General features: G+C 67.4%; 20 protein-coding genes and 1 tRNA gene. 12 read left to right on the top strand and 9 right to left on the bottom strand.

From position 1 onward, the window contains the following. Position 1 precedes the first annotated feature (1 nt). From atpA to queD, 8 genes are all read right to left on the bottom strand, one after another. Positions 2-1,552 (bottom strand): F0F1 ATP synthase subunit alpha, encoded by a 1,551-nt coding sequence (gene atpA, locus B0E52_RS12050; protein WP_077484081.1) that lies wholly within the window; start codon positions 1,550-1,552, stop codon positions 2-4. Positions 1,553-1,706: 154 nt separating this feature from the next. Continuing rightward, positions 1,707-2,240 carry a F0F1 ATP synthase subunit delta gene (locus B0E52_RS12045; protein WP_077484080.1) on the bottom strand — a complete coding sequence of 178 codons (534 nt, stop codon included), beginning with the start codon at positions 2,238-2,240 and terminating at the stop codon, positions 1,707-1,709. Positions 2,241-2,243: 3 nt separating this feature from the next. Then, positions 2,244-2,714: a F0F1 ATP synthase subunit B gene (locus B0E52_RS12040; RefSeq protein ID WP_077484079.1), complete on the bottom strand. Its 471-nt coding sequence runs from the start codon at positions 2,712-2,714 to the stop codon at positions 2,244-2,246. A 96-nt stretch (positions 2,715-2,810) separates the two neighbouring features. Next, positions 2,811-3,104 carry a F0F1 ATP synthase subunit C gene (gene atpE / locus B0E52_RS12035; protein ID WP_217316683.1) on the bottom strand — a complete coding sequence of 98 codons (294 nt, stop codon included), beginning with the start codon at positions 3,102-3,104 and terminating at the stop codon, positions 2,811-2,813. Positions 3,105-3,166: 62 nt separating this feature from the next. Further along, positions 3,167-3,982 carry a F0F1 ATP synthase subunit A gene (gene atpB / locus B0E52_RS12030; RefSeq protein WP_077484077.1) on the bottom strand — a complete coding sequence of 272 codons (816 nt, stop codon included), beginning with the start codon at positions 3,980-3,982 and terminating at the stop codon, positions 3,167-3,169. A gap of 3 nt (positions 3,983-3,985) precedes the next feature. After that, a complete protein-coding gene (locus tag B0E52_RS12025) occupies positions 3,986-4,351 on the bottom strand; it encodes a hypothetical protein (RefSeq protein WP_077484076.1) in 366 nt (121 codons plus the stop codon). A gap of 259 nt (positions 4,352-4,610) precedes the next feature. After that, the gene (locus B0E52_RS12020) at positions 4,611-4,994 is read right to left on the bottom strand and encodes a phasin family protein (protein ID WP_077484075.1); all 384 of its coding nucleotides are present in this window, start codon (positions 4,992-4,994) and stop codon (positions 4,611-4,613) included. Between the two features lie 294 nt (positions 4,995-5,288). Beyond that, on the bottom strand, positions 5,289-5,642 hold the full coding sequence (gene queD, locus B0E52_RS12015) for a 6-carboxytetrahydropterin synthase QueD (protein WP_077484074.1): 354 nt from the start codon (positions 5,640-5,642) through the stop codon (positions 5,289-5,291). Positions 5,643-5,906: 264 nt separating this feature from the next. Here queD and B0E52_RS12010 point away from each other — a divergent pair, with 264 nt between their 5' ends. The 7 genes from B0E52_RS12010 to B0E52_RS11980 all read left to right on the top strand — a co-directional run bounded on the left by B0E52_RS12010 (position 5,907) and on the right by B0E52_RS11980 (position 18,931). After that, a complete protein-coding gene (locus B0E52_RS12010) occupies positions 5,907-6,971 on the top strand; it encodes a glucokinase (protein WP_077484073.1) in 1,065 nt (354 codons plus the stop codon). Between the two features lie 101 nt (positions 6,972-7,072). Next, a complete protein-coding gene (locus B0E52_RS12005; RefSeq protein ID WP_168174184.1) occupies positions 7,073-9,406 on the top strand; it encodes a family 20 glycosylhydrolase in 2,334 nt (777 codons plus the stop codon). Between the two features lie 219 nt (positions 9,407-9,625). Continuing rightward, positions 9,626-12,742, top strand: a complete 3,117-nt coding sequence (locus B0E52_RS12000) for a TonB-dependent receptor (RefSeq protein ID WP_254426782.1) — start codon at positions 9,626-9,628, stop codon at positions 12,740-12,742. Positions 12,743-12,874: 132 nt separating this feature from the next. Continuing rightward, the gene (locus tag B0E52_RS11995) at positions 12,875-14,263 is read left to right on the top strand and encodes an APC family permease (RefSeq protein ID WP_077484070.1); all 1,389 of its coding nucleotides are present in this window, start codon (positions 12,875-12,877) and stop codon (positions 14,261-14,263) included. Between the two features lie 4 nt (positions 14,264-14,267). Continuing rightward, entirely contained in the window at positions 14,268-16,994 is a 2,727-nt protein-coding gene (locus tag B0E52_RS11990) for a glycoside hydrolase family 2 (RefSeq protein WP_077484069.1), read from the top strand. A gap of 16 nt (positions 16,995-17,010) precedes the next feature. Then, positions 17,011-18,018: a LacI family DNA-binding transcriptional regulator gene (locus B0E52_RS11985; protein WP_077484068.1), complete on the top strand. Its 1,008-nt coding sequence runs from the start codon at positions 17,011-17,013 to the stop codon at positions 18,016-18,018. 61 nt (positions 18,019-18,079) lie between these two features. Further along, positions 18,080-18,931, top strand: coding sequence for a sulfotransferase (locus B0E52_RS11980; RefSeq protein WP_077484067.1), 852 nt, complete (start codon positions 18,080-18,082; stop codon positions 18,929-18,931). A gap of 70 nt (positions 18,932-19,001) precedes the next feature. Here B0E52_RS11980 and B0E52_RS11975 read toward each other — a convergent pair. Then, positions 19,002-19,078: transfer RNA gene (locus tag B0E52_RS11975), tRNA-Met, on the bottom strand. Positions 19,079-19,333: 255 nt separating this feature from the next. Here B0E52_RS11975 and B0E52_RS11965 point away from each other — a divergent pair. The 5 genes from B0E52_RS11965 to nudC all read left to right on the top strand — a co-directional run bounded on the left by B0E52_RS11965 (position 19,334) and on the right by nudC (position 22,187). Beyond that, positions 19,334-19,894 carry an RNA pyrophosphohydrolase gene (locus B0E52_RS11965; protein ID WP_077484066.1) on the top strand — a complete coding sequence of 187 codons (561 nt, stop codon included), beginning with the start codon at positions 19,334-19,336 and terminating at the stop codon, positions 19,892-19,894. A 56-nt stretch (positions 19,895-19,950) separates the two neighbouring features. Further along, positions 19,951-20,169, top strand: coding sequence for a (2Fe-2S)-binding protein (locus B0E52_RS11960; RefSeq protein ID WP_077484065.1), 219 nt, complete (start codon positions 19,951-19,953; stop codon positions 20,167-20,169). A 103-nt stretch (positions 20,170-20,272) separates the two neighbouring features. Next, positions 20,273-20,743: a bacterioferritin gene (gene bfr / locus B0E52_RS11955; protein ID WP_077484064.1), complete on the top strand. Its 471-nt coding sequence runs from the start codon at positions 20,273-20,275 to the stop codon at positions 20,741-20,743. 88 nt (positions 20,744-20,831) lie between these two features. Then, the gene (gene erpA, locus B0E52_RS11950) at positions 20,832-21,209 is read left to right on the top strand and encodes an iron-sulfur cluster insertion protein ErpA (protein ID WP_077484063.1); all 378 of its coding nucleotides are present in this window, start codon (positions 20,832-20,834) and stop codon (positions 21,207-21,209) included. A 6-nt stretch (positions 21,210-21,215) separates the two neighbouring features. Continuing rightward, positions 21,216-22,187 carry an NAD(+) diphosphatase gene (nudC, locus tag B0E52_RS11945; protein WP_077484062.1) on the top strand — a complete coding sequence of 324 codons (972 nt, stop codon included), beginning with the start codon at positions 21,216-21,218 and terminating at the stop codon, positions 22,185-22,187. Positions 22,188-22,218 lie beyond the last annotated feature (31 nt).

Below are 22,218 nucleotides of genomic sequence, written 5' to 3'. Positions count from 1 at the left end.
CTTACCAGCTACCCGTCTTCTTGTACTCGTCCAGCGAGGCCTTGAAGACGCCTTCGATCTCGGCATCCCAGGCGCCGGTGGCGACGATCTTCTTCATCAGCTCGGCGTGGTTCTGGTGCATGAAGGCGTGCAGGCCCTTCTCGAACGGCAGCACCTTGTTCACCGGCAGGTCGTCGAGGTAGCCCTTCTCGGCCGCGTACACCGACAGCGCCAGCTCGGCGATCGACAGCGGCGCGTACTGCGACTGCTTCATCAGCTCGGTCACGCGCTGGCCACGATCAAGCTGCGCGCGGGTAGCCGGGTCGAGGTCGGAGGCGAACTGCGCGAACGCCGCCAGCTCGCGGTACTGCGCCAGCGCCAGCTTCACGCCGCCGGAGAGCTTCTTGACGATCTTGGTCTGCGCCGAACCACCCACGCGCGACACCGAGATGCCGGCGTTCACGGCCGGGCGGATGCCGGCGTTGAACAGGTCGGTTTCCAGGAAGATCTGGCCATCCGTAATCGAAATGACGTTGGTCGGCACGAACGCGGATACGTCGCCGGCCTGGGTCTCGATGATGGGCAGCGCGGTCAGCGAACCGGTCTTGCCCTTCACTTCGCCATTGGTGAACTTCTCGACGTACTCCTCGGAGACGCGCGAAGCCCGCTCGAGCAGGCGCGAGTGCAGGTAGAACACGTCGCCCGGGTAGGCTTCGCGACCCGGCGGGCGCTTCAGCAGCAGCGAGATCTGGCGATAGGCCACGGCCTGCTTGCTGAGATCGTCATAGACGATCAGCGCGTCCTGGCCGCGGTCGCGGAAGTATTCGCCCATGGCACAGCCGGCGTACGGCGCGATGTACTGCAGCGCGGCCGATTCGGAAGCGGAGGCGACCACCACGATGGTGTTCGCCAGCGCGCCGTTCTCTTCCAGCTTGCGCACCACGTTCGCGATCGACGAGCGCTTCTGGCCGATCGCCACGTAGATCGAGAAGATGCCCGAATCCTTCTGGTTGATGATCGCATCGATCGCCAGCGCGGTCTTGCCGGTCTGGCGGTCGCCGATGATCAGCTCGCGCTGGCCGCGGCCGATCGGGATCATCGAGTCGACCGACTTGTAGCCGGTCTGCACCGGCTGGTCGACCGACTTGCGCCAGATCACGCCCGGCGCGACCTTCTCGATCGGCGAGCTGAGCTTGGCGTTGAGCGGGCCCTTGCCGTCGATCGGGTTGCCCAGCGAATCGACCACGCGGCCGAGCAGCTCCGGGCCGACCGGCACTTCGAGGATGCGGCCGGTGGTCTTGGCGACGTCGCCTTCGCGCAGGTGCTGGTATTCGCCCAGCACCACCGCGCCGACCGAATCGCGCTCCAGGTTCAGCGCCAGCGCCGTGGCATTGCCCGGCAGCTCGATCATTTCGCCCTGCATCACGTCGGCCAGGCCGTGGATGCGCACGATGCCATCGGACACGCTGATGATCGTGCCCTCGTTGCGGGCCTCGGCGCCGAGCTTGAACTGCTCGATGCGGTTCTTGATCAGTTCGCTGATCTCGGACGGGTTCAGGGTGGTGCTGGACATGGGTCGATATCCTGAAATTTGAGGCGTTCTTTCAAGAGTCCGGCCACGGACGGCCGGTTTTTTGCTCTTCGCGAACGGACTTCGCGTGAAAACTTTGATTGTCCGACCATGGGTGGCCGGTTTTGCTCTTCGCGAAGCGGACTTCGCGTGAAACTCAACTTGCGAGGGCGTTGCCCAGACGCTCGAGGCGCCCGCGCGCGGAGCCGTCGATCACTTCGCTGCCGGTGTCGATCACCACGCCGGCCAGCAGCGAGGCGTCGACCCGTGCATCGAGTTCGATCTCGCGCTTGAAGCGGCGCTTCAACGAAGCCTTGAGCTGCTCGGCCTGCGCCGCGTCCAGCGCCATCGCACTGGTCACCTTGACCAGCAGCTGCGACTCGGACTCGCGGCGGTACTGCTCGTACAGCGCGGCCACTTCCGGCAGCAGCGCCATGCGGCGGTTTTCAGCCAACTCGCCCAGGAACTGCGCGAACGGCGCATCCGCCGTCATGCCCGCGGGCAGGTGCAGCGCCACCAGCTGCGCCGGCTGCACGCGCGGATCGTTGCCGAGGCCGGCCACGCGCGCGTCGCTGGCCACCGCGGCGGCGAAACCCAGCGCCTGCGACCACGCGGCCAGCGCGCCGCTGGCATGTGCCAGCTCGAACGCGGCGCGAGCGTAGGGACGGGCGAGAGTGATTGCCTGGGCCATGGATCAGACCTCGGCGGCGAGCTGGTCGAGCAACGCCTTGTGCGTCGAGGCATCCACCTCGCGCTGCACGATCTTCGACGCGCCCTGCACGGCCAGCGCACCCACGCGCTCGCGCAGCTGCTCGCGCGCCTGCTGCGCCATCGCGGCGATGTCGTCCTGCGCGGCGGCCTTCAGCCGATTGATCTCGACGATCGCGTCGGCGCGGGCCTTGTCGAGGATGCCGTTGGCCTGTTGCTGCGCCTTGTCGATGATCTCGGACGCCTGCTGGCGCGCCTTGCGCACCTCGTCCGCCACCTTCGTGTCGGCCGCCTTCAGCTCGGCGTGCGCGCGCTCGGCGGCGCTGAGGCCCTCGGCGATCTTGATCTGCCGCTCCTCGATGGCCTTGCTGATGTGCGGCCAGATGAACTGGACGCAGAACCAGATGAGGATGGCGAAAGCAATCATTTCGCCGATCAGAGTGCCGTTGGGAAGCATCGCTGCGTTACCTGTAACGTGGATTTACGAGCGCGGGTGCCGAAGCTCCCGCACGAGGCAACGGCGCCGCCGGGACGGCGCCGTGAACCAGGGCGATCAGTGACCAGCCGCGGCCGTCAAATTCGACAGCAGCGGGTTCGCGAAAGCGAAGTACATCGCCAGCGCCACGCCGATCAGGAACGCCGCGTCGATCAGGCCGGCCAGCAGGAACATGCGACCCTGCAACAGCGGCACCAGCTCCGGCTGGCGGGCAGCGGCTTCCAGGAACTTCGAACCCATCACGCCGATGCCGATACAGGCACCCAGCGCACCGAGGCCGATGATCAGGCCGAGCGCGATGGCGGTGAAGCCCTGGACTTGAGCAATGTGAGCGACTAGTTCCACGGTGATCTCCTCGAAAAAGAAAAATGCTTGTTGCGTTGAAGGGTTGAAGAACTGAAACAGGACTGGAATCAGTGATGGTCGTGCGCCATCGATATGTACACGATGGTCAGCACCATGAAGATGAAGGCCTGGATCGAGATGATCAGGATGTGGAAGATGCCCCACACCGTGTAGCCGATGATGCCGGCGCCGTACAGCGCCCAGCCGGCCGCGCCGGCGCCCGCGCTGAACAAGCCGGCGATCAGCATGAACACCAGCTCGCCCGCGTACATGTTGCCGAACAGACGCATCGCCAGGCTCACCGGCTTGGACACCAGCTCGACCAGGTTGAGCAGGAAATTGGGGATCCACAGCAGCGGGTGCTTGCCGAACGGTGCGGTGAACAGCTCGTGCATGTAGCCGCCAAAGCCCTTGGCCTTGAAGCTGTAGACGATGATCAGCAGGAACACCGTGATCGACATCGCGAAAGTCATGTTGGTGTCGGCGGTGGGCACGGCGCGGAAGTGGCCGATGCCGAACTTCTCGGTAATCCAGGGCAACAGGTCGACCGGCAGCAGATCCATCGCGTTCATAAGGAACACCCAGACGAACACGGTCAGCGCCAACGGGCCCAGCACGCGGCGGTCACCATGGAATACGTCCTTGACCTGGCCATCGACGAATTCGAGGATGATTTCCACGAAGGCTTGGCCCTTGCTCGGCACACCAGAGGTAGCCTTACGAGCCATCGACCAGAACCACAGGCAGAACAGCACGCCCAGCACCAGCGACACCGTGATCGAGTCAAGATGCACCGCCCAGAAACCGCCCTTGCTCGCATGCGGAACGAGGTGCGTGAGGTGGTGCTGGATGTATTCGGAAAGACCGCCCGGCTCGCTTGCCATGCATCAACCCTTGAATCTGAACGCCATCAGATAAACCGCGTAGGCAGCCACCAGCCCCGTCACGGCGGCCAGCGGCGGCAATTTGTACTGAAACAGGATCAACCCCAGCCCACCGACGACCACTGCCCACTTCAGCAGCATGCCGAGCAGCAGGCGGGCGAAAGCCGCCGCGCCGCCGACCAGGCGACCGAAGACCTGCACGGACATCAGCGCGGTACCCAGCGCCACCGTGAAAGCTCCGGCCGCGGCCGCAACCGCCTCCCGATGCCCCTTCAGCAGGAACACCGCGCCGACCATCGCCGCCACCGCGAGTTGCAGCAGCACCGTGCGCAGTGCGAGGCGCCGACCGGCGTCGAGACTGTTGAGCACGTAACCTCTCCGCACCGGTTTCCACCAGGTGGCACCGATACAGCCACGAACCATGATTCAATCCGTAAAAGTATATCAGTGCGCCGCTTGCAGCGACAAGCCGCGAACGCTGCGGCAACTTGTCCCGCAGCACGCTTCGAGTGCGGACGTTGTCGCCTGATTCACCAAAGAAAAGGGCCGGACTGGGGAAGTCCGGCCCTAGCTGCCGCGCGGGAGGGAGGGAGCCGCCGGCAGGGTGCCACTGAAGTTGTTGCTTGGCTTACTTCGCGGCAGCCTTCTTCGCGGCCGGCGCGACGACCGCCTCGTTCACGGCCTGACGCTGTTCCTGCACCAGCGCCTGCAGCGACTCCGCAGCCTTCTGCGTCACGGCGATGATTTCCTGCGAAACCGCCACGGCGCGCTCGGCCTGCTCGCGGCTGAGGCTGGCGCCCTTTTCCCACAGGCCGCGCAGGGCGTCGGCGTCGCGGGTTTCCAGCGCCTCGGCCACGAAGGCGGCCGAATCGCGCGTCTGCTGCTCAAACGCCTTGAGCTGCAGCCCGGCGACCGTCTCCAGGCTCTTCAGGGCCAGCGACTGCGCCTTGAACGCGCCCTCGGTGATCTGCTTGGTGTAGGCGAAAAACTGGTTGCTGTACTGCTGGTTCATGAGCTTGCCCTCGTGGGGTTTGCGGGTAGTGGCAAGCACTCTAGCAAGCTTTTTTGTGCAATGCAATATATTTTTTGCGGTCAGGCAAGACCACTGTGAAAATATTCAGGATATACACATCATTGGATCAGTCACGCGGCTGTCGCAACGCCGCAATACTCGCGTCGACAGGCTCAGGAATGCAGGCGATTCCTGGCCTCCGGCCGCACCGGTCTCCCGCTCGCGCGGGCGTTCGGTCCGGGCGCCAGGAACGATGCCGGAGCGTTCGCTTTCCCGCCGGACCCGGATTCCGGCCTACCCCCGGTAGCGGCAGCCCGATGTGCAGGTCTCGTGCACGGCGACTTCGGACAACAGCGGCAGCGCCGGCTTGAGGCGCTCCCAGATCCACATCGCCAGCCGCTCACTGGTGGGGTTTTCCAGCCCCTCGACCTCGTTGAGGTAGTGGTGGTCGAGCCGGTCGTACAAGGGCTGGAACGCCGCCTTCACGTCGGCGAAATCCATTACCCAACCGCTGTCGGCGCCCAGCTCGCCGCTGAGGTGGATCTCCACGCGGAAGGAGTGTCCGTGCAGGCGCGCGCACTTGTGCCCCGCCGGCACATTCGGCAAGCGGTGCGCCGCCTCGAGGGTGAAGGTCTTGAAGATATCCATCGCGGCATTCTATCGCGCCGCCGCTGCGCGCCCATGGAAACCGACCCTGTTCCCGATCGCCGCCACAGCCGGCCCGCCGCGGCACCACGGAATGGTGCGACACAGCATTTCAAAGGCATGACCATGCCCGAGTCGTCTCTTTTAATTCAACATCTTCAATGAATTGCACGCTCACATCGGTTGCGTCACGGCGTTCTGCGTTGCGGATTGACACCGGTGTCAACGACTCGCAAGCTGTCACCCGTTCCGTTGCGGGGGAGCACGGTGAACGCGGCAATCGACCAACCGGATCGACCGGCAAGTGTTTCGACGACGCCATTCCTGGCGGCCGACGTCGGCGGCACGCACGCCCGCGTGGCGCTGATCCAGGTCGCCCAGGACGGGGGACGCGCGGTCGAGGTGCTGGCCTACCGCAAGTTCGCCTGCGGGGATTTCGGCGGGTTGGCGGAACTGCTGCAGGCCTTCGTCGACGACGAGGTGCAGGCCCCGGTGCGGCGCTGCGTGCTCGCCTGCGCCGGCCAGCTGATGGGCGACGAGGTGCTCAACGACAACTCCGCCTGGCCCATTCACCTGCCGTCGGTGCGCAGGGCGCTGGCGCTGGACGACCTCGCCGCGCTCAATGACTTCGAGGCGCTGGGGTACGCGCTCGACAACCCGCTGGCCTGCGGCGGCCGCCTGCTGTGCGGGCCGGATCGCCACGTCGATGGCCCGACGCTGGTGATCGGTCCCGGTACCGGCCTGGGCGCGGCGGTGCGCCTGTCCGGTCCCGCTGGCGGCGGCGTGCTGGCCACGGAAGCCGGCCAGATGGATTTCGCGCCGCACTCGATCCGCGAGCGCGAGATCCTCGCGCAGCTGGTGCCGGATGGCGGTTACCTGCCGTGCGAGCGCATCGTGTCGGGCCCCGGCCTGTTGACCCTCTACCGGACCCTGTGCGCCTTGCACGGGACAACGCCCTGGCTGGCCACACCCGCGGCCGTCACCGCGGCCGCCATGGCCTGCAGTGATGCGCAAGCCACGGAAGCGATGGAGGTCTTCTGCGCGGCGCTGGGAAGTTTCGCCGGCAGCCTGGCCATGGCCTACATGGCCAGCGGCGGCGTGTACCTGGCCGGCGGCTTCCTGGATTCGATGTTCGGCCTGCTGGCGCGCAGCGATTTCGAGGAGCGCTTCCTGCACGGACGCAGCGTGCGCGCGTTCCTGTCGCAGGTTCCGGTATGGGTGACGGAGCACGGACGCCAGGGCGTGCTGGGCGCGGCGAGGTGGTACCTCGGACGTGGCACGTCCGCGGCAACGACGCCGCGCCCCGCCGCGGCAGGCGGTCCGGCCCCGTGAACGTCATCGCGACATCGGCGCCGCGCTTTTCCCGACAGCCGGGCGCGCGGGCGTGTGCGGGAAAAGGGCTCGCCGCGTTCGCCGCCGCGTGGCTGGCGACCATGGGCGTCGCCACGGCGACACCGGCCGCGCCTGCCTGGTCGCTGCTGCCGCAGCCCGCCTACGCCCACCCCGCCGCATTGCCCGCGGTCGAGATTGCGGATGGTGCCGTGATCGCCGTGCGCGGCGCGGATCGGCCGCAGCTGCAAGCCATCGCGGACCGGTTCGTGCATTTGCTGGCCGATACGCGCGGCCTGCGATTGCGCGCGACGGCGGCGGCCGATGCGCGCGCCGCCATCACATTCGACGTGGACCCGCACGCGGACGTGGCGGGCGATGCCGGCTACCGCATCGCGATCGGCGACCGGGGCATACGGATCACCGCACGCACGCCGCGCGGCGCGTTCTACGGCAGCGTCACGCTGTGGCAGTTGCTGACGCCGCCCGGCTGGACCCGCGGCAGCGCGGCCGTGGTGGCCGCGGGCGAGATCGACGACCACCCGCGCTTCGCCTGGCGCGCGCTGCTGCTCGACTCCGGACGGCACTACCAGAGCGTGGCCGAGATCGAGCGGCTGATCGACTGGATGTCGCTCGACAAGCTCGACGTGCTGCTCTGGCACCTGACCGAGGACCAGGGCTGGCGCCTGGACATCCCCGGGTACCCCGCACTGACGAAAACCGGCGCCTGCCGCAATGCAGTGGGCCTCGATGCCGAGTTGACTGGCTCGCCCGACCAACCCTACTGCGGCCACTACACCGCGGCCGAGGTGCGCGAGATCGTGCGTTACGCGGCCGAACGCTACGTCACCGTGGTGCCGGGCATCGACCTGCCCGGGCATGCGCAGGCGGCCATCGCCGCGTATCCGTGGCTGGGCGTCAGCGGCCGGCGTCCGCCCGTGTGGACCGACTGGGGCGTCAGCCCGTGGCTGCTGAAGCCCGACGCGAAGACCCTGCGCTTCGTCGACGACGTGCTCGACGAGGTGATGCGGCTGTTCCCCTCGAAGTACGTCTCGATCGGCGGCGACGAAGCGGACAAGCAGCAGTGGATCGCGTCGCCCGCGGTACAGGCGCAGCTGCACCAGTTGGGCCTCGCGAACATGGACCAGCTGCAGGGCTGGTTCACGGGCCAGGTCGCCGCGCATCTCGTCGCGCACGGACGCACGCCGGTGGGCTGGGACGACGAACTGGTCGCGGGCGCGACGCTGCCAGCTGCGGAAGTGGTGATGTCCTGGCACGGCGACCACGGCGAGCGCGTGGCGCTGGCCGCGCTGCGGCAAGGCCACGACGTGGTGATGACGCCGCAGGAGTCGCTGTACTTCGACCATTACCAGTCCGGCCTGCCCGACGAATGGCCGGGGCAGCCGCCGATGGCGACGCTGCGGCAGGCCTACGACACGATCGTGATCCCGCACGGCGCCAGCGCGGCCGAAGCCGGCCACGTCATCGGCGTGCAGGCCGGGCTCTGGACCGAACTGATGCCGGACTTCGCGCGCGACCAGCATGCGCTGTACCCGCGCATCGCCGCCCTGGCGGAACTGGGCTGGTCGCCGGCGGCCGCGCACGACTGGCGCGGTTTCCTGCAGCGCTTGCCCGCCGAGCTGGCGCGCTACCGCGCCCTCGGCATCGACTATGCCGACACGGCGTTTGCGGCCGCCTTCGAGGTGACGGCAGGTGCCGGCGACACGCTGCGCGTCGCGCTCGCCAACCAGACCGACTTCGGCACGATCCGCTACACGACCGACGGTTCCACGCCGACGCCGACTTCCACGCCATATGTCCGTCCGCTGGCACTCCCTGCACGAGACCGGACGATGCTGCGCGCGGCAACCTTCGCGCCCGACGGCTACCCACTCGCCGCGCCGCGCACAAAGGTACTGGATGCCGCGACCCTGCTCGGCCGCGACGGCAGCCAGCTCGCCACCTGCTCGCACCAGCCGGGCATGCGCCTGGGCGGCCAGCAGCCGACACGGGGTCCGCGGCCGGTCTACACGATGGAGGTCGGCGACATGTGCTGGCTGTGGCCGCAGGCGCCGCTGGCAGGCGTCACGCACGTCGACCTGAGCGTGGCGCGCGTGACATGGCGCTTCGGCGACGAGGCGAAGGATGCCGTGGTGCGCCCGAAGGCCAGCGCGTCCGGCGAGTTCGAGATCCATGCCGACTCCTGCACGGGGCCGCTGCTCGCCCGCCTGCCGCTGGCGCCGGTGGCGCAGGCACCGGGACAGACCCGCCTCGGCGCACCGATCGCGACGACGCCGGGCAACGGCGCCCGCGACCTGTGCATCGTCGTCACGGGCGACCCGCGCGACGGGCAGTGGGCGCTGGCCCGCATCACGTTTTCGAAAGACAGCACGAAAACCGGCGTTCCGCAGGGGGAGCGCCGAACGGGGAAACGGTGATGGCGCGCAGCGCCACGCCGGTTGCATCGAGTGACCGCCGCACCGTGCCGCGTCGCACGGCGGACGTCATCCGGATGCGCAGGTTTTGAAGCAACGCGGAGCAGTTGGGATTCGACCGACATCAACCGAGAGGCAAAGTCCATGTCCACCGACCATCGCAAGCACCCATTGTCATTCGCCATCTCCATGTCGCTGCTCGCCGCCGTGGCGACCTCCGCCATGGCATCACCGCGCCCGGGTGCCCAGGCGGACAACCCGGGAGCGCAGGCCGCCGCACCGCAAGACGCGCAGGCTGCGTTGCCGGCCAATGCCGCGAAAGCCAAGTCCAAGGCCGACGCCGCGAAGGAGAAAGCGGCAGTCACCTTGTCCACCGTCACCGTCTCCGGCGTGCGCGCGTCGCAGATGCGCGCGATCGACCTGAAGCGCGATGCGCCGAACATCCAGGACAGCATCACGGCGGAAAACATCGGCGCACTGCCCGACGTGACCATCACCGACTCGCTGCAGCGCGTCACCGGCGTGCAGATCAACCGCGACGCCGGCGTGGGCACCTCGGTGGACGTGCGCGGCCTGCCCCAGGTCGGCACCATGCTGAACGGCGAAGTGTTCATTACGGCGGACCAGATCGACTCGCAGCAGCCCGACTTCACCATGCTGCCGTCCACGCTGTTCCACGGCGTGGACGTGCTGAAGTCGGCTACCGCCGACACCACCGACAGCGGCATCAGCGGCGCGATCAACCTGCATACCTATCGCCCCTGGGATCTGCCCAGCGGATTCACCTACAGCTATTCCGCCAACGGCGAGCGCGGCAGCACCACCCGCCATTGGGGGCCCGAGGCCAACGGCCTGATCTCGTTCAACGACGACGGCCATTGGGGCCTGCTGGTGTCGGCCGACTTTTCCAACACCAGGCGGTCGAACTCCACCGAGGGCCTCGACCAGTACGGCGTGGTGCTGAACGGCGAGAACGCCACCAGCGCAGGCGGCTACGGCGGCTTCCTGACGTCGTGGAACGGCGCACCCATTCCCTCGCAGATCCGGCAGAACGCCGATGGCAGCGTGGACGTCAACGGCGACGGCAAGTCCAACGGCGTGTTCATGGGCAGTCAGGACATCGGCCTCAACGACATCACCACCCAGCGCAAGCGCAAATCCGGCAATGCCTCGTTCCAGATGGACCTCGGCAACGGCTTCAGCCTGACCAGCGACTACTTCTACTCGCAGCAGCGCGAGTACGACCGCAACTTCGGCATCCAGTTCAACTCCACCAACTGGCAGGGCGCCACCTACGTGCCGCTGCAATCGCGCAATACCGGCAGCCCCGCGCTCGGCAGTTACGGCACGCCGGAGCCGGGCTGGGAGGGTTCGCAGCTGTTCACCACGCAGGTGTACGAGAAGTGGCCGGGCGACGTGGAGTCGTACTCGCAGATCATCCAGAAGAGTTCGGTCGCGAAGAACTTCAACCTGCAGCTGGACTACGACAACGGCGGCAATTTCACGGCCAGCCTGCGTGGGATCCGCGACACCGCGTCGCAGTCGAACGTCGAGACCGACGTCAACATCTCCGACTCCGACGGCGCCCTGTGGCCCAACGTGCTGAACGACGGCGTGTCCGTTCCCGACGGCACCATGATCTATCCGTCGCAACTGGGCGGCAACCGCGTGTTCAATGCCAATGGCGTGCCGCAGAACACGGTGCCGATCATCGCGAACTTCGGCGGCCGCTACCTCACGGTCAGCATGCCCTCCTCGCTAGCGACCGATTTCGCCAACCCCGCAGGCTGGACGATGAAGACGCTGGAATCCTCCGGGGACTACAACCGCGAGGTGGCACTGAACGCGCTGCGCTTCGACGGCAAGTACGATTTCCAGGACGGTTTCCAGCTCGAATTCGGCGTGCGCAACAGCATCCGCAGCGCGAACAACCTCGGCTGGACGCTGGAAACGCCGGTCTATGCCGGCATGGGGGCCACCGATCCGAACGGCTGCCTGGTGCGCTACGTCGGCGCCGACGTGGTCATGAACAGCGGCTCGTGCACCGCGGGCAACGACCAGGGCTACTTCCGCGCGGGGCCGCTGTCCGCCATATCGATGCCGAACACCGCCGCGCCGCTGTCGGGCAACTTCAAGCAGTACACCAACCTGCTCGGCTCGGGCATCAACTTCTGGGCGATCAACCCCTCCGCGATGATCAACCCCATCGCATACTGGAAGTCGCTCTACCCCGATACCGTCCAGGTGGGCGAGCCGGGCACCAGTTGGGGCGTGGGGCTGAAGGAGTTGACGGGCTATCTGCAGGGTGATTTCAGCGGCACCCTCGGCAACATGCCGTACAGCGGCAACGTCGGCGTGCGGGTGATCCGCACCCATCTGAACGTCACCCAGCACCTGAGCGGTGACCCGGGTTCGTACGGCGACGAACCCGCCGACGTCGGCACCTCCATCACCAACCGCAGCTACCAGGACGTGCTGCCGTCGGCCAACTTCTCGCTGGACATCACCGACCAGCTGAAATTCCGGCTGGCCTATTCCAAGAACATGATGCCGCTGGACCTCAGCACCTGGGGCGGCGGGCTGCAGTTGAACTACTCGCTGATGGAGACGCCGCAGGGGCCGATCTTCCGCGTCGCGAACGGCCAGTCGAGCGGCAACCCCAGCCTCAACCCGTGGCGCTCCACCAACTACGGCGCGTCGCTGGAGTACTACATCAACCCCACCAGCATGCTCAGCCTCGCGCTGTTCCGCATCAACGTGCAGAGCTTCATCAAGAGCGGCAGCGTGACCAACTGCACCTTGCCGGACGAGGATGGCGTGGTGCGCGACCACTGCATCGTGATCAACGAGCCCGTGCAGGGCACCGGCAACAGCATCCACGGCGCGGAGTTCGACTACCGCCAGGGCTTCACCTTCCTGCCGGGCATCCTGTCCAAGACCGGCATGGAGGTGAACGCCACCTACGCGCCCAGCAACTCGGGCGAACGGGACTTGTCCGGCGCCAAGATCCCGTTCCAGGACAACTCCACCAAGTCCGGCAACTTCATCCTGTGGTACCAGGACGACCGCTTCCAGGCCCGCCTCGCGTACAACTACCGTTCGCGGCGCGCGGTGATGGACAGCGTGGGCGGTATCACCGGCATGGAGATGTACGAGGCGCCGCAGAAGTACCTCGATGCATCGGTCTCGTACAAGATCAACAAGTACGCCGAGGTGTTCGTGGACGGCACCAACCTTACCAATGAGTACCAGAAGTACTACCTCGTGTGGCCCGACCAGCCGGCGCACTCGAACTTCTCCGAGCGCATGTTCATGGTCGGCGTGCGCGGGCAGTGGTGATCGAGGCGACCGGAGCGGTTCCCTCGCCGCTCCGGCCCCGATGCTGGCGCCATGCCCGCTGCCGCGGGCATGGCGCCACCGCAGCGGCTCGAGCGCAACGCGTTGCATCCAATCCACAACGGCCGGACAGACATGCCAGATTCCAGCGCACAGCAGCCCGCCCGCAGCGACGGCTTCCACCGATCGATCGGCCTGTTCTCCGGCACCGCGATCAACATGACCCAGATGTGCGGCATCGGGCCGTTCATCACCATCCCGATCATGGTCGCCACCATGGGCGGCCCGCAGGCGATGATCGGCTGGATCGCCGGCGCCCTCCTCGCGGTGGCCGACGGCCTGGTGTGGGCGGAGCTGGGCGCGGCCATGCCGGGTTCCGGTGGAACCTACGTCTACCTGCGTGAAGCGTTCCAGTACCGCACCGGCAAGCTGATGCCGTTCCTGTTCATCTGGACGGTGCTGCTGACGATCCCGCTGCTGATGTCGACCGGCATCATCGGCATGGTCGAGTACCTGGAATATTTCTTCCCGCACCTGGGCTGGTGGCCGGTGCATCTGGTCAGCCTGGCGGCGACCGGCCTCGTCACCTGGCTGCTGTACCGGCGGATCGAGTCGATCCGCGCGATCACCATCGCGTTGTGGGTGATCATGCTGGTGTCGGTGATCGGCGTGTCGGCGGCGGGCTTCTCGGACTTCCACCCGGCGTACGCCTTCAGCTACCCGGCCGGCGCGTTTGGCAGCCACTTCTTCGTGGGCCTGGGCGCGGGACTGATCCTCGGCATCTACGACTACCTCGGCTACTTCACCACCGCCTACATGGGCGACGAGCTGCGCAACCCCGGCCGCACGATGCCCGGCTCCATCATCATCTCGATCATCGCGATGATGGTCGTCTATCTCGTGCTCAACCTCAGCGTGCTCGGCGTGGCGCCGTGGCAGGAGATCGCCCAGTCCAGGTCGGTGGCCTCGCTGGTGGTGGAGCGCAGCTGGGGGCATCTGGCCGCCGCGGGCATGACCATCCTGATCATCGTCACCGCGTTCGCCTCGGTGTTCGCGGGCCTGCTCGGTGGCTCGCGCGTGCCGTTCCAGGCAGCGCACGAAAAGGTGTTCCTGTCGGTGTTCGGCAAGTTGCACGCGAAGCACGGCTTCCCGCACGTGGCTCTCCTCACGATGGGCGTGGTGACGGCGATCGGCACGTTCTTCGACCTCACCGAAGTCATCAACATGCTGCTGGCTGCCACCATCATCGTGCAATCCATCGCGCAGATAGCCGCGCTGGTGGTGCTGCGCAAGCGCCAGCCGCTGCTGATCCGGCCATACCGGCAATGGCTGTATCCGATACCGTGCGTGGTGGCGCTGCTGGGCTGGATCTACGTCTACGTATCGGCGTCCACGATGTCGCTGATCCTGTCCGGTGCGTGGATCGTCGCCGGTCTCGTGGTGTTCGCAATCTGGGCCAGGGTCAACCGCTGCTGGCCATTCGCGCCGGTGGAAATCCGCGAAGCCTACCTGGGGAACGACTGACATCATGCGCACCCTCACCCGACCCGTATTGCTGATGCTCGCGGCGCTGGTGGTCGCGCCGTTGGCGCACGCTGCGACAACCTACGCGCCCACACCGGTGAATGGCGGCGCCGGCGGCGGCACCGTCACCGCCATCGCCCACTGGCAGATCCAGGACAGCGCCAAGGCGCAGGAAGGCGGCGCCGCGATCTCCGCCGCCGGTTTCTCCACCCGCGACTGGTATCCGGTGAGCGGACGCGCGACGGTGATGGCGGGCCTGCTGGAGAACGGCAAGTTCCCGGATGTGTTCCACAGCGACAACCTGCGCGCGGTGCAGGTGCCGGACGCCAGCGGCCAGCTGTTCGTGAATCCGTGGTGGTACCGCAGCGAATTCACGCTGGCGAAAAGCGCGGCGGGGACGCACACGCTGTTGCGTACGAATGGCATCGTCGCCAGCGCCGACCTGTGGGTGAACGGGCACCTGGTCGCCGACCATGGCGCCATCGCCGGCGCCTACCCCGTGCACGAATTCGACGTGACGCGCTGGATGCATGCCGGCGTCAACGTGCTCGCGCTGCGCGTGCATCCGGCCGATCCGCGCCGGGCCCTGACCATCGGCTGGGTGGACTGGAACCCCACGCCGCCAGACAACAACATGGGCCCGTGGCGCGGCGTGGACATCGTGCAGACTGGGCCGGTCGAACTGCGCTTTCCGCACGTGACGTCGACGCCGTCGCTGCCCGATCTCGCGCACGCCGCGCTCACCGTGACGGTGCAGGCACGCAACCTCGACACGGTGGCGCACGCGGCGACGATCACCGGCGAAGTCGCCGGCGTGTCGCTGCGCCAGACCATCCAGCTCGCCCCCGGCCAGACGCAGGCGGTGACGTTCTCGCCCGGCACCGATCCCGCCCTCACGCTGAGCCATCCGGAAATCTGGTGGCCGGTCGGCATGGGCGAGCATCCGCTGTACGACTTGCAGATGGCCGCCACGGTCGACGGCGCGACGTCCGACAAGGCCGGCACGCGCTTCGGCGTCCGCAGCGTCAGCTCGCATCTCACGAAGCAGGGCTATCGCCAGTTCGTCGTCAACGGCAAACCACTGCTGATCCGCGGCGCGGGCTGGGCGCCGGACCTGTTCCTGCGCGACGATCCCGCGCGCATGGAGGCCGAGTTCAGCTACGTGCGCAACCTCGGGCTCAACACCATTCGCAGCGAAGGCAAGCTGGAGGACCAGCGCTTCTACGAACTGGCCGACCGCGACGGCATCCTGGTCCTGGCCGGCTGGGAGTGCTGCGACATGTGGGAGTCGGCGGCGAAGACCGGCGGCAAGCCGTGGAACGAAACGGACGTCCGGACGGCCAGGGAATCCATGGCCAGCGAGGCGCGCCTGCTGCGCAACCATCCTTCGGTGATCGCCTTCCTGATCGGCAGCGACAACGCACCGCCACCCGGGATCGCGAAGATGTACGTCGACACCTTGCATGCGGAAGGCTGGACGCTGCCTATCATCGCGGCGGCCGCGGCCCAGGCCACGGCGGAAACCGGGCCGTCCGGCATGAAGATGACGGGCCCCTACGCCTGGGTGCCGCCGTCCTACTGGTACGCCGACAAGCAGGGCGGCGCGTTCGGTTTCAATTCCGAGACCGGCGCGGGCGCCGTCATCCCGCGGCTGGAGGACCTGCAACGCATGTTGTCGCCGCAGGAGCAGGAGGCGCTGTGGAAGTACCCGCAGACGCGGCAATACCACGCCTCCGCCGCATGGTCGCCGTTCGCCAGCCTCGCACCGTTCGACAACGCGCTGGCCACGCGCTATGGCGCACCGAAGGATCTCGCCGACTACGTCGCCAAGGCCCAGCTCGACAACTACGACAACACGCGCGCCCAGTTCGAGGCGTTCAACGCGCACATGGAAGCGGCCAGGCCCGCCACCGGCGTGATCTACTGGATGCTCAACAATGCGTGGCCTTCGCTGCACTGGCACCTGTACGACTGGTACCTGAACCCGGCCGGCGCCTACTTCGGCGCGAAGAAGGCCAACGAGCCGCTGCACATCCAGTACGCCTACGACACACACGGCATCGTGCTGGTGAACCACGCGCCGGACGACGCGCGGGGTCTGCAGGTCCACGTCCGCGTACGCAACCTCGACGGCAGCGTGCGCTACGAGCGCAAGCTGCAAGGCATAGTCCTCGCCGGCAACCATGCGCAGCAGGTCGCGACGCTGCCGGCGCTCGCCGGGCTGTCGCGCACGTACTTCGTCGAGCTGGAGCTCGCCGCCGCCGACGGCAGGCCGCTCAGCCGCAACGTCTACTGGCTGTCCATCCAGGCCGACCGGCTCGATTGGCCGCATTCGAACTGGTACCTCACGCCGCTGACGCAGTACGCCGACTTCACCGCGCTGCAGTCCCTGCCGGGCGCAGCCAGCGACGTGCGGGCGAGCGTGCGGCGCGAGGGCGCCCGGGACATCGCCACCGTCACGCTGTCGGTGCCGGCGGCATCCAGGACCGTGGCACTGTTCCAACACCTGTCGATCAAGCACCCCGGCGACGGCCAGCCCGTGCTGCCGGTCTTGTGGAGCGACAATGACGTTACGCTGTGGCCCGGCGAGTCGCTCACCCTGACCGCGCATTTCGCCGCGCAGGGCACGGCGACGCCGGTCATCGAAGTGAGCGGATGGAACGTGCCGAGCCGGCGCGTCCCCGTCACCATCGAGCACCCGGCAGGCGCCGACCAAGGAACCACGCATTGAATCCGGCCAGACTTTCATGACGCGCGCGACCATCGACGACGTCGCCCGCGCCTCGGGCACCTCGAAAAAAACCGTGTCGCGCGTACTCAACAACGAGCCGAACGTGCGCGACGCCGTGCGCGAACGCGTGCTGGCCGCCATGGCGGAACTCCATTACCGCCCGCTCACCTCGGCGCGCAGCCTGGCGACCAACCGCTCCTTCATGATCGGCCTGCTGTACGACAACCGTTCGCCCAGCTACATCATGGAAGTGCAGACCGGCGTGCTGGAGGCCTGCGAGGCCCAGCACTACAGCATGATGGTGCAGCCGCTGGTCTCGGAGGCGGCGGACTTCGTCGAGCGGGTCGAGGAGATCCTGTCGCGGCACCGGCCCGATGGGCTGATCCTCACGCCGCCGATCACCGACCACCCGCAGCTGCTGGCACGCCTGCGCCAGGCCGGCCTGCCGTTCGCCTCGATCGCGCCGCACCACCCCGGGGACTGCATCGGCGTGATGCTGCGCGAACGCGAAGCCGCCGCGGCGATGGTGGAGCACCTGGTGGCGCTGGGCCACCGCCGCATCGCCCACATCCTCGGCGATCCCGAACACGGCGCCGGCGTCTGGCGCCTGGCCGGGTTTCGCGACGGCCTCCGGCGCGCGGGACTGCAGGAAAACCCCGCGTACATGGTCCAGGGCCGGTTCTCCTTCGACTCGGGCGTGGCCGCCATGCGCCAGTTGCTGGCGCTGCCGCAGCGGCCGACCGCGATCTTCGCGGCCGACGACGACATGGCCGTCGGCGCGATCTGGGCCGCCGCGGAAGCGGGCGTGTCGGTGCCCGGCGAGGTATCCATCTGCGGCTTCGACGACACCACGATCGCCACCCAGGTGTGGCCGCCGCTGACCACCGTCCACCAGCCCGTACGCGAGATGGGCCGGCGCGCCACCGAGGAACTGCTGCTGCGCGTGCTGGACAAGGGCGAGCCGCGGATGGTCGAAGTCGACTACGAAATGCGCATCCGCGCCTCGACCGCGGCCCCGGCCTAGCGAGGCCGCGTATATTTCGCCGGACGCCACTGCACCCGACCGATCCACTGGAGAGCGCCCCATGCCTGCCGCCCCCGCTGCCGCGACGCCGACCCGGAAGTTCCACTTCATTTCCGGGCTACCACGCTCAGGCAGCACGCTGCTCGCCGCCATCCTCAACCAGAACCCGCGCTTCCACGCGGGCATGACCAGCCCGCTCGCCGACATCATGGGCGTGGTGATCGCGGAGGCGAGCAGCAAGAACGACTTCTCGTTCGACGTCTCCGACGAGCAGCGCGTCGCCATGCTGCGCGGCCTGGTCGAGAACTTCTACGCGGGTCACGCGGGTGGCGATGCCGGCATCGTGTTCGACACCAGCCGGCTGTGGTGCAGCCGCATGCAACTGCTCGACATGCTGTTTCCGGAGGCGAAGGTCATCGCCTGCGTGCGCCAGCTGTCATGGGTGCTGGACAGCATGGAACGGCTGGTGCGCCGGCAGCCGGTCGGCGTCAGCAAGGTGTTCCGCTTCGACACCAACACCACGGTCTACTCGCGCGTCGAGGCGCTCACCGATCCGCGCGGCATGGTGGGCTTCTCCTTCCAGGCCACCAAGGACGCGTTCTACGGCCAGTACGCGCCCGGCCACCTCTTGTTGCTCACCTACGAAAGCCTGGTGCGCAACCCGGCCGCGGCCCTGCGCGCGGTCTACCAGTTCATCGGCGAACCCTGGTTCGAACACGACTTCGACCACATCGCCTACCACGCGGACGAATTCGACGCCCGCGTCGGCATGCCCGGCCTGCACACCGTGCGCCCGAAGGTGGAACCGATCGAGCGCACCTCCATCCTGCCGCGCGAAATCTTCGGCCGCTTCGTCAACGAATCGTTCTGGATGGACCCGAAGAACAACGTCAGCCAGGTGCCGATCGTGTGATACGGGCACGAAAAAGCCCGCGACGCTGGCGGGCTTTCATCACGCAACTTGCTGTTTTTACGATGAATTCTGGTGGCTATGGGTGGACTCGAACCACCGACCCCGGCATTATGAGTGCCGTGCTCTAACCGGCTGAGCTACATAGCCAGAATTCGAAATTGTACCGCGTATGACCCCAGCCTTATGAGTGCCGTGCTCTAACCGGCTGAGCTACATGGCCAAGGGGAGGCCGCCGCGCCGGATCGTTTGTGATGCCGGAGGCGGGGCGCGGCAGTTTAATGGCGGGCACGCTACGGTTCAAGCTTTCCGGCTTGCCGCGCTTCGGCCTGCATGGTTGAATCGGGCCATCGCCTTGCGCGCGTCGGCTATTGCCGGTGCGCGGCACGGCCCGAGGATGACGAGATGATCGACGTCGATGGCTACCGTCCGAATGTGGGCATCGTGCTGCTGAACACGGACGGGCGCCTGTTCTGGGCGCGCCGCATCAACCGCGACGGCTGGCAGTTCCCGCAAGGCGGCATGCGCAGCGACGAGACGCCGCTGGAAGCGATGTACCGCGAGCTGGAAGAGGAAACCGGGCTGGCGCCCGAACACGTCGAAGTGGTGGCAGCCACCCGCGGCTGGCTGCGCTACAAGCTGCCGCAGCGCTACGTGCGCCACCACCAGCACCCCACCTGCATCGGCCAGAAGCAGGTGTGGTTCCTGCTCAAGCTGGTCAGCGACGAGGCCTCGCTGCGGCTGGATGCCTGCGACAAGCCCGAGTTCGACATCTGGCGCTGGGTGGATTTCTGGTACCCGGCCGCCCACGTGGTGAACTTCAAACGGCAGGTGTACGAGCGCGCGCTGCGCCATTTCGCGCCGCTGGTGGAAGGCCTGTGCCGGGTGGAGCTGGGCCATGCGCCGCCACGCGAGGACGGCGATACCGCGCCGGACGAACCCCGGCACGGCTGGCGCGCCGCCTGAACGGCAAACCGCCGGCGCAATCCCGATAGTTGACAATCATTCGCATTTGCGTTTTGATGCGCGGCATGTACATCTGCCTGTGCAACGCCGTCACCGACCACGACATCCGCCGCGAAGTCGCCGACGGCGTGCGCACGTTCGCGCAACTGCAGGCGCGCACCGGCTGCTCGGACTGCTGCGGCTGCTGCGAACCCGAGGCGCGCGCCTGCCTCACGCAGGCGATCGAGCAGCACGAATCCGTGGTGGCGCTGCCCACCTTCGTCGCGGCCGCCTGAGCCGCCTGCGCGTTCCCACGCGCAAACCATTGCCATTCGCGTTACGCCCGCCCGACGGCGGAGTTCGTATAGTCGCCGCATCCCCAGCGAACGGAGAGCGGCCATGAAGGGCGACGCCAAGGTCATCGAATTCCTCAACAAGGTGCTCTACAACGAGCTCACCGCGATCAACCAGTACTTCCTGCATTACCGCATGTTCAAGGACTGGGGCTACGCGGAGCTGGCCGAGCACGAGTACAAGGAGTCGATCGAGGAGATGAAACACGCCGATCGCCTGATCGAGCGCATCCTGTTCCTCGACGGCCTGCCGAACCTGCAGCACCTGGGCAAGCTGCGCATCGGCGAGAACGTGCTGGAGTGCATCCAGGGCGATCTCGACCTGGAACTGGTGGCCGCCAAGGACCTGCGCGCCGCGATCGCGCACAGCGAGGGCATCGCCGACTACGTCAGCCGCGACCTGTTCAAGGGCATCCTGCACGACGAGGAAGAGCACATCGACTGGCTGGAGACCCAGCAGAGCCTGGTCAAGGACATCGGCGCGGAACGCTACCTGCAGAGCAAGATGCAAAGCTGATCGCCTGCCGCAACCGCACGATGGTCATGTCAGCGCAAGGCAGGCGAAGTATGCTTGTGGCGCCCGCCCGCGCCCCCATCTGAGTGCCATGGATACCGTCGTCCCGCTCCCCGTTGTTCCCGACTACCGCAGCAGCGGCGCGCCGCTGCTGTTCACCGAGGCCGCCGCGCGCAAGGTGCACGAGCTGATCGCGGAGGAGGGCAACCCCGCGCTGAAGCTGCGTGTGTACATCTCCGGCGGCGGCTGCTCGGGCTTCCAGTACGGCTTCACCTTCGACGAGGCCCAGGCCGAGGACGACTTCGCGCTGGAACGCGAGGGCGTGACCTTGCTGTGCGATCCGCTGTCGCTGCAGTACCTCACCGGCGCCGAGATCGACTACAGCGAGAACCTGGGCGGTTCGCAGTTCGTGATACGCAACCCGAACGCGAAGACCACCTGCGGCTGCGGCTCGTCGTTCTCGACCTGACGTCGCATGGGTACGCCAACGCCGCCCAACACCTTCGCCGGACTCAGCCTGATCCTCGACCGCATGGCCGAGCGCCGCGACGATGCGGCGTGGGTCGCTGCGCAGGCCGCCGCGCCCGACGCGCGCTTCCTGCTGCTCGACGCCGACGGCCGGGCCTTCCTGCACGCCGATCACGATGCGCTGCGCTGGCTCGATGCCAGCGAGCGCAAGCGGCTGTGCGCCGATGCGCCGGCCTGGCTGCTCGGCATCGCCCACGGCCGCCCGCATTTCCTGCTGGCGCCAGCAGGTGACACGCACGCCGCCGGCCTGGAGACATCACTGCACGCGCGCCGCGCCAGCCTGCGCGAGGCCGGCCTGCTGCTGCCTGCCGACGAGGCCGGCCTGTTCGCCTATGCCAAGGGCCTGGCGCACTGGCAGCGCGAGACGCGGCATTGCGCGCATTGCGGCGCGCCGCTCGCCATCGTTTCCGCCGGCCATCGCATGCAGTGCACGAATGCCGCCTGCGGTCGCCTGCATTTCCCGCGCACCGACGCCGCGATCATCGTGATCGTGGAGCACGAGGGCGCCTGCCTGCTCGGCCGCCAAGCCAGCTGGCCGCCCGGGCGCTATTCCACCCTGGCCGGCTTCATCGAGCCGGGCGAGGCGCTGGAGGATGCGGTGCGCCGCGAGGTGATGGAGGAATCCGGCGTACTGGTGGGCGAGGTGCATTACCACTCCTCGCAGCCCTGGCCGATGCCGGCCTCGCTGATGGTGGGCTTCACCGCGGTGGCGCGCGATCCCGCGATCCGCCTGCGCGACTGCGAACTGGAGGACGCGCGCTGGTTCACCCCGCGCCAGATCGTCGACGGCATCGCCGACGGCAGCTTCCTGCCCTCCACGCCGCTGTCGGTGTCCTATCGGCTGCTCGAACACTGGCTGCGCGAGCGCGCGGGCCTGGAGCTCGACGCACTGCTCGCGGCGCGCGCCGAACACGCTTGAGCCCGGCCTCGTGCGTCGTGTGACGCGCGAA

It is taken from the genome of Rhodanobacter sp. C06 (genome assembly GCF_002001105.1).
Lineage (GTDB): Bacteria > Pseudomonadota > Gammaproteobacteria > Xanthomonadales > Rhodanobacteraceae > Rhodanobacter_A.
The sequence above is the reverse complement of the archived record's forward strand: the minus strand, read 5'-3'. Positions and strand labels throughout refer to the sequence as shown.

Excerpts from the sequence above, each read along its gene's own strand:
- B0E52_RS11990 (WP_077484069.1), top strand. The coding sequence starts at position 14,268 with ATGCGCACCCTCACCCGACCCGTATTGCTGATGCTCGCGGCGCTGGTG.
- atpA (WP_077484081.1), bottom strand. The coding sequence starts at position 1,552 with ATGTCCAGCACCACCCTGAACCCGTCCGAGATCAGCGAACTGATCAAG.
- B0E52_RS12005 (WP_168174184.1), top strand. The coding sequence starts at position 7,073 with ATGGGCGTCGCCACGGCGACACCGGCCGCGCCTGCCTGGTCGCTGCTG.
- B0E52_RS11965 (WP_077484066.1), top strand. The coding sequence starts at position 19,334 with ATGATCGACGTCGATGGCTACCGTCCGAATGTGGGCATCGTGCTGCTG.
- B0E52_RS11960 (WP_077484065.1), top strand. The coding sequence starts at position 19,951 with ATGCGCGGCATGTACATCTGCCTGTGCAACGCCGTCACCGACCACGAC.
- erpA (WP_077484063.1), top strand. The coding sequence starts at position 20,832 with ATGGATACCGTCGTCCCGCTCCCCGTTGTTCCCGACTACCGCAGCAGC.
- atpB (WP_077484077.1), bottom strand. The coding sequence starts at position 3,982 with ATGGCAAGCGAGCCGGGCGGTCTTTCCGAATACATCCAGCACCACCTC.
- B0E52_RS12020 (WP_077484075.1), bottom strand. The coding sequence starts at position 4,994 with ATGAACCAGCAGTACAGCAACCAGTTTTTCGCCTACACCAAGCAGATC.
- bfr (WP_077484064.1), top strand. The coding sequence starts at position 20,273 with ATGAAGGGCGACGCCAAGGTCATCGAATTCCTCAACAAGGTGCTCTAC.
- queD (WP_077484074.1), bottom strand. The coding sequence starts at position 5,642 with ATGGATATCTTCAAGACCTTCACCCTCGAGGCGGCGCACCGCTTGCCG.
- nudC (WP_077484062.1), top strand. The coding sequence starts at position 21,216 with ATGGGTACGCCAACGCCGCCCAACACCTTCGCCGGACTCAGCCTGATC.
- B0E52_RS12040 (WP_077484079.1), bottom strand. The coding sequence starts at position 2,714 with ATGCTTCCCAACGGCACTCTGATCGGCGAAATGATTGCTTTCGCCATC.
- B0E52_RS12045 (WP_077484080.1), bottom strand. The coding sequence starts at position 2,240 with ATGGCCCAGGCAATCACTCTCGCCCGTCCCTACGCTCGCGCCGCGTTC.
- B0E52_RS11980 (WP_077484067.1), top strand. The coding sequence starts at position 18,080 with ATGCCTGCCGCCCCCGCTGCCGCGACGCCGACCCGGAAGTTCCACTTC.
- B0E52_RS12000 (WP_254426782.1), top strand. The coding sequence starts at position 9,626 with ATGGCATCACCGCGCCCGGGTGCCCAGGCGGACAACCCGGGAGCGCAG.
- B0E52_RS11985 (WP_077484068.1), top strand. The coding sequence starts at position 17,011 with ATGACGCGCGCGACCATCGACGACGTCGCCCGCGCCTCGGGCACCTCG.
- B0E52_RS11995 (WP_077484070.1), top strand. The coding sequence starts at position 12,875 with ATGCCAGATTCCAGCGCACAGCAGCCCGCCCGCAGCGACGGCTTCCAC.